General features: G+C 64.0%; 17 protein-coding genes. 15 read left to right on the forward strand and 2 right to left on the reverse strand.

Features of this window, described 5'->3' with window-relative positions:
• Positions 1-325 precede the first annotated feature (325 nt).
• Positions 326-547, reverse strand: a complete 222-nt coding sequence (locus C8N43_RS05445; protein WP_107844634.1) for a DUF2842 domain-containing protein — start codon at positions 545-547, stop codon at positions 326-328.
• A 12-nt stretch (positions 548-559) separates the two neighbouring features.
• Entirely contained in the window at positions 560-1855 is a 1296-nt protein-coding gene (locus C8N43_RS05450; protein ID WP_107844635.1) for an adenylosuccinate synthase, read from the reverse strand.
• 144 nt (positions 1856-1999) lie between these two features.
• Between C8N43_RS05450 and secG the strand changes: the two genes are divergently transcribed.
• The 15 genes from secG (at position 2000) to C8N43_RS05525 (ending at position 15221) form a co-directional block, all read left to right on the forward strand.
• The gene (secG, locus tag C8N43_RS05455; RefSeq protein WP_107844636.1) at positions 2000-2356 is read left to right on the forward strand and encodes a preprotein translocase subunit SecG; all 357 of its coding nucleotides are present in this window, start codon (positions 2000-2002) and stop codon (positions 2354-2356) included.
• Between the two features lie 174 nt (positions 2357-2530).
• Positions 2531-4174 carry a CTP synthase gene (locus C8N43_RS05460; RefSeq protein ID WP_107844637.1) on the forward strand — a complete coding sequence of 548 codons (1644 nt, stop codon included), beginning with the start codon at positions 2531-2533 and terminating at the stop codon, positions 4172-4174.
• Positions 4174-4572, forward strand: a complete 399-nt coding sequence (locus C8N43_RS05465) for a tellurite resistance TerB family protein (protein ID WP_107844638.1) — start codon at positions 4174-4176, stop codon at positions 4570-4572. Before C8N43_RS05460 ends, C8N43_RS05465 begins: the two co-directional genes overlap by 1 nt.
• Before the next feature lie 114 nt (positions 4573-4686).
• Entirely contained in the window at positions 4687-4980 is a 294-nt protein-coding gene (locus C8N43_RS05470; protein ID WP_107844639.1) for a DUF1330 domain-containing protein, read from the forward strand.
• A gap of 36 nt (positions 4981-5016) precedes the next feature.
• On the forward strand, positions 5017-5463 hold the full coding sequence (locus tag C8N43_RS05475) for a tellurite resistance TerB family protein (RefSeq protein WP_107844640.1): 447 nt from the start codon (positions 5017-5019) through the stop codon (positions 5461-5463).
• A 12-nt stretch (positions 5464-5475) separates the two neighbouring features.
• Positions 5476-6216, forward strand: a complete 741-nt coding sequence (locus C8N43_RS05480) for a phosphate/phosphite/phosphonate ABC transporter substrate-binding protein (RefSeq protein WP_146174162.1) — start codon at positions 5476-5478, stop codon at positions 6214-6216.
• Between the two features lie 64 nt (positions 6217-6280).
• Positions 6281-7072, forward strand: a complete 792-nt coding sequence (locus C8N43_RS05485) for an ABC transporter ATP-binding protein (protein ID WP_107844642.1) — start codon at positions 6281-6283, stop codon at positions 7070-7072.
• 40 nt (positions 7073-7112) lie between these two features.
• Positions 7113-7844, forward strand: coding sequence for a transporter substrate-binding domain-containing protein (locus tag C8N43_RS05490; RefSeq protein WP_107844643.1), 732 nt, complete (start codon positions 7113-7115; stop codon positions 7842-7844).
• Between the two features lie 56 nt (positions 7845-7900).
• Entirely contained in the window at positions 7901-8722 is an 822-nt protein-coding gene (locus C8N43_RS05495; protein WP_107844644.1) for an alpha/beta fold hydrolase, read from the forward strand.
• Positions 8723-8731: 9 nt separating this feature from the next.
• The gene (locus C8N43_RS05500) at positions 8732-9598 is read left to right on the forward strand and encodes an ABC transporter permease (RefSeq protein ID WP_107844645.1); all 867 of its coding nucleotides are present in this window, start codon (positions 8732-8734) and stop codon (positions 9596-9598) included.
• Positions 9595-10401, forward strand: a complete 807-nt coding sequence (locus tag C8N43_RS05505; RefSeq protein ID WP_107844646.1) for an ABC transporter permease — start codon at positions 9595-9597, stop codon at positions 10399-10401. Before C8N43_RS05500 ends, C8N43_RS05505 begins: the two co-directional genes overlap by 4 nt.
• Position 10402: 1 nt before the next feature.
• Positions 10403-11737 (forward strand): glutamine synthetase family protein, encoded by a 1335-nt coding sequence (locus C8N43_RS05510; RefSeq protein ID WP_107844647.1) that lies wholly within the window; start codon positions 10403-10405, stop codon positions 11735-11737.
• A 139-nt stretch (positions 11738-11876) separates the two neighbouring features.
• Positions 11877-12578 (forward strand): type 1 glutamine amidotransferase, encoded by a 702-nt coding sequence (locus C8N43_RS05515; protein ID WP_107844648.1) that lies wholly within the window; start codon positions 11877-11879, stop codon positions 12576-12578.
• Entirely contained in the window at positions 12568-13929 is a 1362-nt protein-coding gene (locus C8N43_RS05520) for a glutamine synthetase family protein (RefSeq protein ID WP_245912908.1), read from the forward strand. Before C8N43_RS05515 ends, C8N43_RS05520 begins: the two co-directional genes overlap by 11 nt.
• On the forward strand, positions 13926-15221 hold the full coding sequence (locus C8N43_RS05525; RefSeq protein ID WP_107844650.1) for an NAD(P)/FAD-dependent oxidoreductase: 1296 nt from the start codon (positions 13926-13928) through the stop codon (positions 15219-15221). The genes C8N43_RS05520 and C8N43_RS05525 overlap by 4 nt, the downstream gene beginning before the upstream one ends.
• Positions 15222-15271 lie beyond the last annotated feature (50 nt).

Consider the following 15271-nt stretch of genomic DNA (forward strand, 5'->3'; position numbering starts at 1 on the left):
ACCGGCGAAGTCAGAGGTGCTCGGTACTGATGTTGTTCGTTATGGTGGCGGCGCCGCCGATCGTGCGTATGCCGAACGGGATCTTATCCCCGCAATCCTGAAGCGTACCGGTGTTGCACGGATTGCCCTCGCATTGTGCCGGATGCCACCCGGCGCGGAGAGCCTGCAAACCCAGAATTTGACGTCGCGGTGGGGTATACCGAAAATTTCTTAACCGTGTCTGACACCACAGTGCGCCACGCGATGCTGGGTGCAAAACTATTGCAAAATAGTTTTGCTCAAAATTTTCCTTCAAAAATTTTGGCCCTGCCTCAAGGCAAGTGGCTCAATCCCGCGCGTCGGGATCCGCCTGCCCAACACCCTTGAAGATGAATTTGAACGGCAGGATCCAGCAAAAGCCTAGGCCAATATAGACCGCGAGCTCGACCAAGAAACTGGGGCGGTCGAAGAGCGCCACCACGTTCAACGCCACCACGACATAGAGCGGCAGCCCCACCACAAGGATCACCAATGCCCAGCGTTTGCGTGCCTTGTAGCCCAGCGCCATGTCTTCACCTCATCAATCCGCGAATGGGTCGGTCACGAGGATCGTGTCCTCGCGCTCCGGTGAGGTGGAAAGTAGGGCCACGGGACAGTCGATCAACTCCTCGACGCGGCGGACGTATTTGATCGCCTCCGCCGGCAGGTCCGCCCAGCTGCGCGCGCCTTCGGTCGATTGCGACCAACCGGGCATGGTCTCGTAGATCGGTGTGCAGCGGGCCTGTTGATCTGCGGCCGTCGGCAGGTAATCCAGCCGTGCGCCGTCCAGCTCATAGCCCACGCAAATCTTCAGCTCTTCGAACCCGTCAAGCACATCGAGCTTGGTCAGGGAAATCCCTGTCACCCCGGAAGTCGCACAGGTCTGGCGCACCAGAACCGCGTCGAACCAGCCGCAGCGGCGCTTGCGGCCGGTGACGGTGCCGAACTCGTGGCCGCGCTCGCCCAGGCGCTGTCCGTCGGCATCGTCAAGCTCGGTCGGGAAAGGTCCCTCGCCCACGCGGGTGGTGTAGGCCTTCACGATGCCCAGCACGTAATCAATCGAGCCGGGGCCCATGCCCACGCCGGTCGCCGCCTGCCCCGCGATCACGTTCGATGAGGTGACAAAGGGGTAGGTGCCGAAATCGATATCCAAGAGAGCGCCTTGCGCGCCTTCGAACAGGATACGCTCGCCGCGCTTCTTGCGCTCGCCCAGCACTTTCCAGACGGGGGCCGCATATTTCAGAATCTCAGGCGCGATCTCGCGCAGCTTTGCGATCAGCGCGTCGCGGTCGATGGGCTCGATCCCCAGCCCCTTGCGCAGCGGATCGTGGTGCTGAAGCGCGCGATCCACGCGTGCCTCCAGCGTCGCCGCATCGGCCAGATCGGCCACGCGGACCGAGCGGCGACCAACCTTGTCCTCGTAGGCGGGACCGATTCCGCGCCCGGTCGTGCCGATCTTCGTGCCCTTGGAGGCCGCGTCTTCGCGGGCGCGGTCCAGCTCGCCGTGGATGGGAAGGATGAGCGGTGTGTTCTCTGCGATCATCAGCGTCTCGGGCGTGATCTCGACGCCCTGCTCGCGGATCGTGGCGATCTCGCCCACCAGGTGCCACGGGTCCAGCACCACGCCATTGCCGATGACCGACAGTTTGCCACCGCGCACCACGCCGGAGGGCAGCGCGTTCAATTTGTAGACCTTGCCGTCGATGACAAGCGTATGGCCTGCGTTATGCCCGCCCTGAAAGCGCGCGATCACATCGGCGCGCTCGGATAGCCAATCGACGATCTTGCCCTTGCCCTCGTCGCCCCATTGCGCGCCGACAACCACCACATTGGCCATATGCTCTTATCCCTTTGACGGAGTGAAACCCGCGCCCGTATAGCCGGGCACCCTCGCGGGGGAAACCCCGATTTGGCGGGTTGCGCGAGGGTGCTTGCGCCATTACATAGCGGCGAAGCAGTCAGCAAAAGGCCCCCACGCCTCATGGAAAACATCGTTCTCACCGTGCATCTGATCATCGCCCTGTGCCTGATCCTGATCGTGCTTATCCAGCGCTCCGAAGGCGGTGGCCTGGGCATTGGCGGCGGCGGTGGCGGCGGGGCCATGACGGGCCGCCCGGCGATTTCGCCTTTGGGCAAGCTGACCTGGCTTTTTGGTATTGCCTTCGTGATCACCTCGATCACGCTGACCATTCTGGCACAAGGCGGGCCGGGCTCTGTCGTCGATGACGCGGACCTGCTGCCGCCGGCCGCGGTCGAGGCACCCGCGGGTGACGCATTGCTGCCTCCGCCCGCGGCCTCTGGCACGGCACCGCTGACGCCGCCGCGCGCGGACGAGTAAACCGCTCAATACACTACTAATTCTGGGCCTTCCCTAGGGAAGGCCCACATAATGTTGCGGGTCGCGGTTGCGGGACGGCCCCGAATCCTTTATGGCTTAAATCCCGTGAGTATGGGCATCTGAGCGCCCATTTCTTCGCACAAGACCAAGAAAATCACGGGGACCGATCCACACATGGCACGATATATTTTCATCACCGGCGGTGTGGTATCTTCCCTTGGCAAGGGGCTGGCCTCGGCCGCCCTTGGCGCGCTGTTGCAGGCCCGGGGCTATTCCGTGCGGTTGCGCAAGCTGGACCCCTATCTGAACGTCGACCCCGGCACGATGAGCCCGTTCGAGCATGGCGAAGTGTTCGTGACCGATGACGGGGCGGAGACGGACCTGGACCTTGGCCACTACGAGCGCTTCACCGGGGTTGCCGCGCGCAACACTGATTCCGTGTCGTCGGGGCGGATTTATTCGACGGTGCTCGAGAAAGAGCGCCGCGGCGACTATCTGGGCAAGACCATCCAGGTGGTCCCGCACGTCACCAACGAGATCAAGGACTTCATCGCCATCGGCGACGATGAGGTCGATTTCATGCTCTGCGAGATCGGCGGCACCGTGGGTGACATCGAGGGCCTGCCGTTTTTCGAAGCGATCCGCCAGTTTGCCCACGGGCGACCGCGCGGCGACTGCATTTTCATGCATCTCACCCTGCTGCCCTATCTGGCGGCCTCGGGCGAGTTGAAGACCAAGCCGACGCAGCACTCGGTCAAAGAGCTGCAAAGCATCGGCATCGCGCCGGACATTCTGGTCTGCCGGTCGGAGCAGCCGATCCCCGAGAAAGAGCGCGCCAAGCTCGCGCTGTTCTGCAATGTGCGCCCCGAGAGCGTCGTGGCGGCGTATGATTTGCCGTCGATCTATGACGCGCCGCTGGCCTACCACAAGGAAGGGCTCGATCAGGCGGTGCTGGATGCGTTCGGCATCTCCCCCGCCCCGCAGCCGAAATTGGCGGTCTGGGAAGACGTCTCTGACCGGGTGCACAATCCCGAGGGCGAGGTGCGCATCGCCATCGTGGGCAAGTACACCCAGCTGGAGGACGCCTATAAGTCGATCAAGGAAGCCTTGATGCATGGCGGCATGTCGAACCGGGTGAAGGTCCATGTGGAATGGGTCGACGCCGAAGTATTCGACCGCGAAGACGCGGCCCCGCATCTCGAAGGTTTTCACGCGATCCTGGTGCCCGGCGGCTTTGGCGAGCGCGGCACGGAAGGAAAAATCAAAGCCGCGCAATTCGCGCGCGAGAAAAAGATCCCCTACCTTGGCATCTGCCTCGGCATGCAGATGGCGGTGATCGAAGCCGCGCGTAATCTGGCCGGGCTGAAGGATGCCGGGTCGGAGGAATTCGACCACGAGGCGGGCAAGAAACGCTTCACGCCGGTGGTCTATCACCTGAAGGAATGGGTGCAGGGCAACCACAAGGTCAAGCGCAAGGAAACCGACGACAAGGGCGGCACGATGCGCCTCGGTGCCTATAATGCGACGCTGGCCGAAGGGTCCAAAGTGGCCGAAGTCTACGGCACAACCGCCATCGAAGAGCGCCACCGCCACCGCTACGAGGTCGACATCGCCTACCGTGACGAGCTTGAGGACAAGGGGCTGATCTTCTCCGGCATGAGCCCGGACGGACGCCTTCCCGAGATCGTCGAGGTCAAGGACCATCCGTGGTTCATCGGCGTGCAGTTCCACCCGGAGCTGAAATCGAAGCCCTTCGAGCCTCACCCGCTGTTTCGCGATTTCGTGCGGGCGGCCAAAGAAAACTCAAGGCTCGTCTGATGGCATTTGCAAGCTGGTTCCGTCGCCGGCCCGAGGCAGAGCCGCTGCCGGAGGTCACGCCAGAGTTGGCCCTTGGCGCGCTGATGGTGCGCATGGCCAAGGCGGATCACGACTACAACGCCGCCGAGATCGGCGTGATGGACAAGGTGCTGGCCGCGCAGTTCGACCTCAACCCGGTGGAGGCTGCGAAGATGCGCGCCACCTGCGAGCGGCTGGAGCATGACGCGCCCGACACCGACCAATTCGCCAAGCTGGTGCATGACAATATCTCCGTCGAGACGCGCCGCGCACTGATCAAGGCCCTCGTGGACGTCGCGCGCGCCGATGGCGTCGACCGGCGCGAGGAAAGCACGCTTCTGACCCGGCTGGCAGCCGAGTTGGAGGTCGGCGCGCGATAGCGTGACCGTTGTGCAAAAGACAGCCTTCTTCGGGAACGAATTTTCCCTGTCTTGACCGAGGGATAGCGGCGGCCTTAGCGTCTGCGGCAGCCTTCAGAGCGGAGCGTATCGCCTATGCCCAAAGCCTATTGGGTCGCCCATGTCAGCGTCTCGGACCCGGACGCCTACGAGAAGTACCGCGCCGCGAATGCGGCCCCGTTCGCCGAGTTCGGCGCGCGCTTTCTGGTGCGCGGCGGCAACCAAGAGGTGCGCGAAGGCGAGGTGCGCGCCCGCACGGTGGTCTTGGAATTCTCCAGCCTTGAGGCCGCGCAAGCCTGCTATGACAGCCCCGGCTACCGCGCCGCCCGTGCCTTGCGCGAAGACGCCTCTGATGGTGATCTAGTTATCGTCGAAGGCTATGAGCCCTAACCTTTCAAATCCGGACAAAGCGCCTAGTTGTAGCCGATGCTGAACGATTTTCTCAATAGACTGGCGGGGAAGCCCGAAACCCCGAAAACCGCCGAGGACGAGCGACTGGCGCTGACCGCATTGCTGGTGCGGATCGCACGCTCGAACTGGGACTACGCCACCACCGAGGTCGACACCATCGACCGCATCCTCGAGCGCCGCTACGGATTGGATGCCAATGCGGCTGCCGATCTGCGCCATGACGCCGAAGCGGTCGAGGCGCAGGCCAATGATACCGTGCAATTCACCCGCGCCATCAAGGACAACGTCGAGTTCGAGGACCGCGAACAGGTCATTGAGGCGATGTGGGAGCTGGTGCTCGCCGATGGTGTTCGCGACGCCGAGGAAGAAGGTATCCTGCGCCTGATCGCGCCTCTCCTGGGCGTCAACGACCGCGACAGCGCGCTCGCCCGCCAGCGCGTCGAAGCGCGGCTCAAAAGCTAGATTGGACAAGATGTGATCGCCAGCTTCCCCATGTATGACCGCCGCGAGACGGCGGACGCCTATGACAGGCTCTGGAAGCTGATGCGCGACCGCCTGCCGATGGAAATGGGCCTGCCGCAGCGGCTCACGCGCGACATCGACGATCTCGACGCACATTGGTGCGACCCGGGGCTTGTCATCTCGCAGACCTGCTCGCTGCCCTTCCGCACCGGCCTGTCGGATGCCGTACAGCTGGTGGCCACGCCGGTTCTGGCGCTCGATTACGACCCCGGTTTCTACAATTCGATCATCGTCGAGCGCAAAGGCGCGCCGCCGCGCGAAGGCGGCATGCGGGCCGCGTATAACTCCGCCGACAGCCAAAGCGGCTGGGCCGCGCTGGAGGAATACCGCGAAAGCCAAGGCCTGACCTGGGCCAAGACGCTCAAGACCGGCTCGCATCAGGCCTCCGCCCGGGGCGTCGCGCTCGGGCGCGCCGATATCGCCGCCATCGACGCGCTGAGCTGGCATCAGGCCAAGACCTGGGACGGCTACACCCGCTCGCTGAAGGTCGTGGGCACGACCTCGCCACAGCCGGCCCTGCCCTATATCTGCGCCAAGGGTCTTGATGCGGCGGAAATCCGCGAGGCGCTTGCCGGCGCCCTGCGCGCCATCGAGCCCGAGCACCGTGCGGCCCTGGGGGTGATCGGCCTGACCGACATCCCGGCCGAGCGCTACCTTGAGATGCCGCCGCCCCCGGCGGCTCCCGCCGCGTAACCCCGCCCCGAAAGCCATTGCAAACCCTGCAATTTTCGGCCCTACTGCGATCTTGTCGAACTGCATGCGAGTGCCCGTGTCTGCCAACACGCCCCCCGTTTTAGAAATTCGCGATCTTCACAAGGCCTATGGCGCCTTGGAGGTACTCAAAGGCGTCTCCCTGCGTGCGGAGGCGGGACAGGTGGTCTCGCTCATCGGCTCGTCGGGCTCGGGCAAATCCACGCTGCTGCGCTGCGCGAACCTGCTGGAAGACAGCCAGCAGGGTGAGGTGCTGTTTTGCGGCGAAGGCGTCACGTGGAAAGGTGCAGGCCATGCCCGCCGCCCCGCCGACGCCAAGCAGGTGACCCGCATCCGCACAAACCTTTCGATGGTGTTCCAGCAATTCAACCTGTGGTCCCACATGTCGGTGCTGCAAAACGTCATGGAGGCCCCGCTGACCGTTCTGGGCGAGCCGCGCGACGTGGTGGAACCCCGCGCCCGGGCGCTTCTGGACAAGGTGGGGATTGGCGACAAATGCGATGTCTTTCCCGCCCAGATGTCGGGCGGCCAGCAGCAGCGCGCTGCCATCGCGCGGGCGTTGTGCATGGAGCCGAAGGCGTTGCTGTTCGACGAGCCGACCTCCGCGCTCGACCCCGAGCTGGAGCAGGAGGTGGTGAAGGTCATCAAGGATCTCGCCACCGAGGGGCGCACGATGCTGATCGTGACCCATGACATGCGGCTGGCGGGCGACGTCTCGGACCATGTCATTTTTCTGCACAAGGGCCTGATCGAAGAAGAAGGCCACCCGGATCAGGTTTTCGGCGCGCCGAAGACCGAACGGCTGAAACAGTTCCTGAGCGCGACTGTTCCCGCCTGAATTAACCTTAATGACCGCTCATAACCTGGGAGAATACAACATGAAAAAGCTGATCCTCGCGACAACCGCCCTGGCCCTGTCCGCAGGCTTCGCGCTGGCCGACGGCCACGCCAAGACCATCCGTATGGGCACAGAAGGCGCCTACCCTCCGTATAACTTCATCAACGATGCCGGCGAGGTCGACGGCTTCGAGCGCGAGCTGGGCGACGAGCTGTGCAAGCGCGCCGAGCTGACCTGCGAGTGGGTCACCAATGAGTGGGACAGCATCATCCCCAACCTGGTCTCCGGCAACTACGACACGATCATCGCGGGCATGTCGATCACCGCCGAGCGCGACGAGGTTATCGACTTCACCGATCCCTACACCCAGCCCGACCCCTCCGCCTACCTCGCCAAAACCGGCGGTGTGGTCCTGACCGACGGCGTGATCGCGGCGCAGGCCTCCACCATTCAGGCCAGCCACATCGCCTCGATGAACGGCGTGACGCTGGTGGAATTCGCCACCCCCGAAGAAACCATTGCGGCGGTCAAGAATGGCGAAGCCGACGCGGTGCTGGCTGACAAGGCCTATCTCGAGCCCATCGCAGAGGCCGAGGCTGATCTGGAGATCGTCGGCGAGGACGTGCTGCTGGGCGGCGGCATCGGGCTGGGCGTGCGCGAAAGCGACGGCGAGCTGCGCGAGAAGTTCAACGCGGCGATCCAGTCGATGAAGGCCGACGGCTCGCTCAACGCGCTGATCGAGAAGCACCTGCCCGGCTCGGCCACGTTCTAAACACTGTCAGCCCGGGGCGTCCGCGCGCGCGCGCGCCCCGGGCTTTCTGTCACGCGATGGGCTGGAACCTAGACCAAAGCGCGCACACGCGCGCAGGCCGTGTGGCCTGGGGCCATTCGGGCGACGGGCCACCGCTTGTTTTGGCCCATGGCTGGCCCTGGTCGTCCTACGCGTGGCACCGTGTGATCCCGGCCTTGGCCCCCTATTTCCACGTGTACTGGTACGACATGCCCGGCTTTGGCCGATCCGAGATGCGCGCAGGTCAGGCAACGTCGCTGGATGTGCAGGGCGAGGTCTTCGCCGAGATGTTGGATCATTGGGGTCTCGACGCCCCGTCTGTCTGGGCACACGATTTCGGCGGCGCGATCACCCTGCGCGCGCAGCTTTTGGGCGGGCGGCGCTACCACCGCTACTTGTTGATGAATGTCGTGGCGATGCGGCCGTGGGGGTCGGAGTTCTTCGAACATGTGGGCCGCCATGTGGAAGCATTCATGGGCCTGCCGCCCCATATCCACCGCGCCGTGGTCGACGCCTATATTCGCGGGGCACTGGCGCGTCCGCTGCCCGACGAGGATCAAGAGGCGCTCGTCGCACCTTGGCTGTCGGAGGAGGGCCAGCTCAGCTTCTACCGCCAGTTCGCACAGGCCGACGAACACTACACTGCCGAGATCGAAGGCGATTTTGGCAAAATCGCGCAGCCGGTACGTGTAATTTGGGGCGAAGACGATCCTTGGATCCCACTGGCGCGCGGCGAAGCGCTGGCCAAGGCCATCGGTTGCGACTTCACCCCCATGAAAGGCTGCGAGCACCTGCCTCAGCTGGAGGCGCCCGAGGCAACGGCATCGCTGGCCCTCGCCTATCTGCGCGCGGAGGTGTAGAGCGGTTTCATGTTCTCCTACTGCGCCGACCCAACCACGCTCGAGGGCCTGACCTGGCTCAGCTGCTACCTGACGACGGGCAAGCACATGGGCATCTATTGGGCCTTCGGCACGGTGCTGTTGCTGCTGGCGATCACCGCGCCGACGGCGCTGGCATTCGGCTTTGGCGGCGCGATGGCTGCGCGGTCGCGGGTGGCCCCGCTGCGCTGGTTCGGCAAGACCTACATCTCGATCGTGCGGGGCGTGCCGGATATCGTCTTCTTCCTGTTCTTCGTGATCGCGTTGGATCAAGGACTGGAATATCTGCGCCACGTCTATCTCTGCCCCGGCTGGACCGAGCCGATTTACCGCGGCAATGATTTCCGGGTCTGCGATCAGGCCAAGCTGCCGCTGGGTTCCGCCCCGCAATGGGTGCACGAGGTCTACGGGTTTATGACCGCGGTGGTGACCTTTGCCATCGTCTTCGGCGCCTTTGCGGCCAATGTGCTGTTCGGCGCGATGAATGCGGTGCCCAAGGCGCAGGTCGAGACGGCGCAGGCCTATGGCATGAGCCCGCGCCAGACCTTCACCCGGGTGATCGTGCCGCAGATGTGGGTCTACGCCCTGCCCGGCCTGTCGAACCTGTGGATGGTGCTGATCAAGGCGACGCCGCTGCTGTTCCTTCTGGGCGTGGAAGATATCGTCTATTGGGCCCGCGAGCTGGGCGGCTCCAAAACGCCGCGCTTTACCGACTACCCCCACGGGGATTGGCGGATGTGGTACTTCTTGGCGCTGCTGGTATTCTATCTGGCCTTCACCAAGGTCTCGGAGGTCGTGCTGGAGCGGATCATGAAGCGCCTGACCCACGGCCAAGCGACGCTGGGGGGCACGTCATGAGCTGCTGGGAGACGGTTCAGATGTACGCCTTCCGCAGCCTTGGCTATGGCGAGAGGTTGCTGCCGCGCGAGGATTTCACCATCTGCCAGCAGGTGACGCTGATCGGGTCTGGCATGATCTGGAACGTCTATTACGGCCTGTTGGCCCTGCTGTTCGGCTTCTTTCTGGCCAATGCACTGGCGCTTGGCAAAGCAGCGGCAAATCCGGTGATCCGCAAGCCCGCCGAATGGTTCATCCTGATCTTCCGCGGCTCGCCGCTCTTCATCCAGTTCTTCCTCGCCTACTACATCTTCCTGCAGCTCAAGCAGGTCTCGCCGTTCTTCGACGTGATGACATCGGCCTGGGCGGGGGCGCTGGTGGTGCTGTTCCTGAACACCGCCGCCTATTCAGCCGAGATTCTGTACGGTGCGCTGCGATCAGTACCAAAAGGCGAGGTCGAGGCGGCAGACGCTTACGGCATGACCGGCTGGACCAAGTTCAGCCGCGTGGTGTGGCCCACAATGCTGCGCCTCGCCTGGCCCGCCTACACGAACGAGGCGATCTTCCTGTTCCACGCCACGACGCTGGTGTTCTTTTCGTCCTTCCCGGCCTTCCAACAGAAGGGCGACGCGCTCTACTACGCAAACTATTTCGCCGACAAGACCTTCAACCCGTTCATCCCCTACCCAATCGTGGCGGTCTATTTCATCATCCTGACACTGGCGATCATCGGGGCCTTCGGGTTGGTCAACCGGCGCCTCAACCGCCACCTGCCGCAAGAGGCCCGGCGCCGCCTGCGCTACCGACCACAGCTGATCCGCTAAGATGGACAGCTGGCTCAGAGATCACCCGGAGATCCGCAACATCCGCGCCGCGGTGGCCGATCTGAACGGACAGGCCCGCGGCAAGCGGCTGCCCGCGCGGTTTGGGGCGAAGCTGCTGGACGAGGGCTCGCGCATGCCCATGTCCGTGCTCAATGTCGATATCTGGGGCGACGACATCGAAGACAGCCCGCTGGTCTTTGCCACCGGCGACCGCGACGGGGTCTTGAAACCCACCGAGCGCGGCTTCGTGCCGATGCCGTGGCTGTCGAGCGCGTCGGCCCTGCTGCCAATGTGGATGTTTCTTGAAGACGGCACGCCCTTCGCGGGTGATCCGCGCCACGCGCTGGCCGCCGTGCTGGAACGCTACCGCGCCCGTGGCTTGACGCCGGTGGTGGCAACCGAGCTGGAATTCTACCTGATCGACGACAGCGGTGAGGATTTGCAACCGCCGCCTTCCCCCCGCTCCGGCAAGCGCCGTCTGGGCGGCGAGGTGTTGTCGATGCGCGCGCTTGACGCGTTCGACGCCTTCTTCACGGAGGTCTATGACGCCTGCGAGGCGATGGATATCCCCGCCGAGACCGCGATCTCGGAAGCCGGTATGGGCCAGTACGAGATTAACCTTGTCCACACCGATGACGCCCTGAAGGCTGCCGATGATGCGTGGTTGTTCAAGCTGCTGATCCGCGGGCTCGCGCGCAAACATGGCTTTGCGGCAAGTTTCATGGCCAAACCCTATGCGGAGCACTCGGGTACCGGGATGCACACGCATTTCTCGGTGCTGGACAAGGACGGTGCGAACGTCTTCGACGATGGTGGCGAGGCGGGCACCGACACGTTGCGCCACGCCATCGCGGGCTGCCTTGCCGCGATGCCTGCCTCGACCCTGATCTTCGCGCCCCATGGCAATTCCTACGAGCGTTTCACCCCCGGCGCCCATGCCCCGACGGGGATCGCCTGGGCCTATGAGAACCGCACGGCGGCGATCCGGGTGCCCGCGGGCAGTCCCAAGGCGCGCCGGATCGAGCACCGCGTCGCAGGCGGCGACATCAACCCCTACCTGATGCTGGCCGTCGTCCTTGGCGCGGCGCTGAACGGGATCGAGGACGCCGAAGCGCCGCCCGCGCCGATCACCGGATCGGCCTATGACGCCGAGCTGGCGCAGTTGCCGACCACCTGGGCGGACGCCATCGCGGCGTTCGAGACATCGGAGCACATCGCGCGCATTTTGCCCAAGTCGCTGATCCGGAACTTCGTGCTGACCAAGAAACAAGAGGCACAGTATTACCAAGAGCTGTCCGAGGCGGAACGGATCGACCTCTACCTCGACACGGTTTAACCCACCATTAAGGTTAACGCGCGCCTCGAAAAAAGTGCGATCTGGCTTCGTTTTGGAGAAAATACTCTCGCCGAAGGCTCCCCTCTATCCACGCGCCCGCCGCTCGGGTATCAAGGCACAAACGCGTCAAGAGGCCCCCATGCATATCGGAATACTGTCCTGCGGTCACACCATGCCAGAGGTGGAGGGCAAGCATGGCGACTTCCCTGACATGTTTCGGCGTCTGCTGGACGGGCAAGGTTTCAGCTTCACCGATTTTGACGTAGAGCACATGGAGTTTCCCAGCAAGATCAACGCCTGCGACGGCTGGCTGCTCACCGGATCGAAGCATGGCGCCTATGAGGAGCACGCCTTTATTCCGCCGCTCGAGACTTTCATCCGGCAGGCGTTCGAGCATCATGTGCCGATGGTCGGCATCTGCTTTGGCCATCAGATCATCGCGCAAGCGCTCGGCGGCAAGGTCGAGAAATTCGGCGGTGGCTGGGCGCTTGGGCTGACCGAATATGCATTCGACGGGCTCGGGCCCATTAAGCTTAATGCGTGGCATCAGGATCAGGTGACCGCGCTGCCGCCGGGCGCGCGCGCCATCGGCACCAACGCGTTCTGCGAGAACGCGGCGCTGGTCTATGACGACCGCATCTGGACCGTGCAGGCCCACCCGGAATTCAGCGGCGAGATCATCGCCGACTACGTCGCCCTGCGCAAAGGCACGGCGGATTACGAGGACGACAGGATGGACCGCGCCGCCGCGCTGAGCCGCGAGGCCAATGACAATACGCACCTCGCCGCGCATATCGCGGGCTTTTTCAAGCAACAGCGCGAGGTGGCCCGTGCCAGCTGACTGGACAGACAATCTGCCGCCGGCGGTGATTTCGTATCTTGGGGCGAACCGGCTCGACGAGGTGGAATGCGTCATCGCCGATCTGCCCGGCATCGCCCGCGGCAAGGCGGTGCCTGCGACGAAATTTGCGCGCCAAAGTGAGTTTTTTCTGCCCAATTCGATCTACTTCCAGACCATTACCGGCGGCTGGGGCGAGGCTGCAGGCGAAGGCGGCTTTACAGAGCCTGACATGGTTCTGAAGCCCGACATGAGCACCGCCACCGTCGCGCCGTGGACCGGCGACTGGACGCTGCAAGTGATCCACGACGCCTTCCAGCAGGACGGCGCGCCGGTGCCCTTCGCCCCGCGCAACGTGCTCAAACGCGTGGTGGAATTATACCGTAAGGAAGGCTGGGAGCCGGTCGTCGCCCCCGAAATGGAATTTTTCCTCGTTGCGCGCAACATCAACCCGGCAGAGGCCATCGCGCCGATGATGGGCCGCTCCGGCCGCCCTGCCGCTGCGCGGCAGGCTTATTCCATGTCCGCCGTGGACGAGTTCGGCCCGGTCATCGACGACATCTACGACTTCGCCGAGGCCCAGGGATTCGAGATCGACGGCATCACCCAGGAAGGCGGAGCGGGGCAGCTCGAGATCAACCTGCGCCACGGCAACCCGGTCAAGCTCGCCGACGAGATTTTCTACTTCAAGCGGCTGATCCGCGAGGCCGCTCTGCGGCACGACTGTTTTGCGACCTTCATGGCCAAGCCGATCGAGGGCGAGCCGGGCAGTGCGATGCATATCCACCACTCGATCGTGGACCGCGAGACCGGGCGCAACATCTTCTCCGGGCCGCGCGGGGCGGAGACCGATCAGTTCATGCATTTCATCGCGGGGCTTCAGACCCACCTGCCCTCGGTCATCGCGCTGCTCGCGCCTTACGTGAACAGCTACCGACGTTACGTGAAAGACCACGCGGCCCCGATCAATCTTGAATGGGGCCGCGACAATCGCACCACGGGGCTGCGTGTGCCCGTGTCAGAGCCGATCGCCCGCCGGGTCGAAAACCGGCTGGCAGGCATGGATTGCAACCCCTATCTCGGGATCGCGGCCTCGCTTGCCTGCGGCTATCTGGGGCTGAAGGCCGGGCAAAAGCCGTCCAAGGAATTCAAGGGCGACGCCTATGATGGGGAGACGGAGATCCCCCGCGGCCTGCACTCGGCGCTGGATCTGTTCGACAACGCCAAGGATCTCCACGAGATCCTGCACCCCGACTTCGCCCGGGTGTATTCCATCGTGAAGGCCGCCGAATACGAGGAATTCCTGCAGGTCATCTCTCCGTGGGAGCGTGAGCATCTGCTTTTGAACGTATGAGCCTGCTGGACAAAAACGACCGGCCCGGCACCTACCCGAACAGCTGGTACACCGCGACCGCGCGCCCGCTTTCCCCGTTCAATCCACTGCGGGGCGAAGTTCGCGCCGATCTTTGTGTGATCGGCGGCGGCTACACCGGGCTGTCGGCAGCCCTGCATGCGGCCAAGGCCGGGCTGGACGTCGTTTTGATCGACGCGCAACGGGTCGGCTTTGGCGCGTCCGGCCGCAATGGCGGGCAGGTGCAATCGGGGTTTAACGCCAACCAGCAAGCCCTTGAAAAGACGCTCGGAAACTCTGATGCGCGCAAGGTTTGGGACCTGTCGCAAGAGGCGGTCGCCCTGACCCGGACCCTGTGCGAGACCCATGCGCCCGACGCGCGCTTCCGACCGGGGATCGCGCACGGACATTGGTCCGCAAATAGCGCGCGCCAAGAACAGGAATATGCCGACTACCTCGCCGCGAATTACGGCTATACCAGTCTTGAACCCCTGTCGCGCGACGCGCTCTACGACATCCTGCGCGCGCCGGGCTACCATGGTGGCACGCTCGATCACGGGGCGGGTCATCTGCACCCGCTGCGCTACGCCTTCGGTCTGGCGCGCGCCTGCACAGAAGCCGGGGTGCGCATCTTCGAGACCACCCGCGCCCACGCAATCGACGGCACGACCGTGCGTTGCGATCACGGCCGGGTCGTGGCGGATCACGTGATCCAGGCGACGAATGGCTATGGCACAGGTCTGTCCCGCCCCACCGCCGCCCGGGTGATGCCGATCAACAATTTCATCGTCGCAACCGAACCGCTGGGTGCGCGGGCCGAGGAGGTGTTGCGCCGGGACATCGCGGTCAGCGACGACAAATTCGTGGTGAACTACTTCCGCCTGTCAGAGGATCGGCGGCTGCTGTTTGGCGGCGGCGAGAACTACAGCTACACCTTCCCCGCCGACATCACCGCGGTGGTGCGAAAACCGCTGGAACAGGTCTTCCCGCAATTGAGCGGCGTCAAGATTGACTACGCCTGGGGCGGCACGCTCGCGATCACCATGTCGCGCCTGCCCCATATCGCCCAGGTCGCCCCCGGTGTGTGGAGCGCGGCAGGCTATTCGGGCCACGGGGTCGCCTTGGCCGGGCTCACCGGCAAGATCCTCGCCGAGGCCGTATCGGGCGAGGTGGACGGCGCGGAATTGCTCGCACGCCTTCCCACCCCGCGCTTCCCCGGCGGAGCCGCCTTGCGCAGTCCGATTCTGGTTCTCGCGATGACGTGGTACGCTCTGCGGGACAAGTTGGGGATTTAATACTTTCTCGAATCCCGAAAATTAGCTACAGGTTTTCCGAATAATCGGGA

It is taken from the genome of Litoreibacter ponti, from assembly GCF_003054285.1.
Lineage (GTDB): Bacteria > Pseudomonadota > Alphaproteobacteria > Rhodobacterales > Rhodobacteraceae > Litoreibacter > Litoreibacter ponti.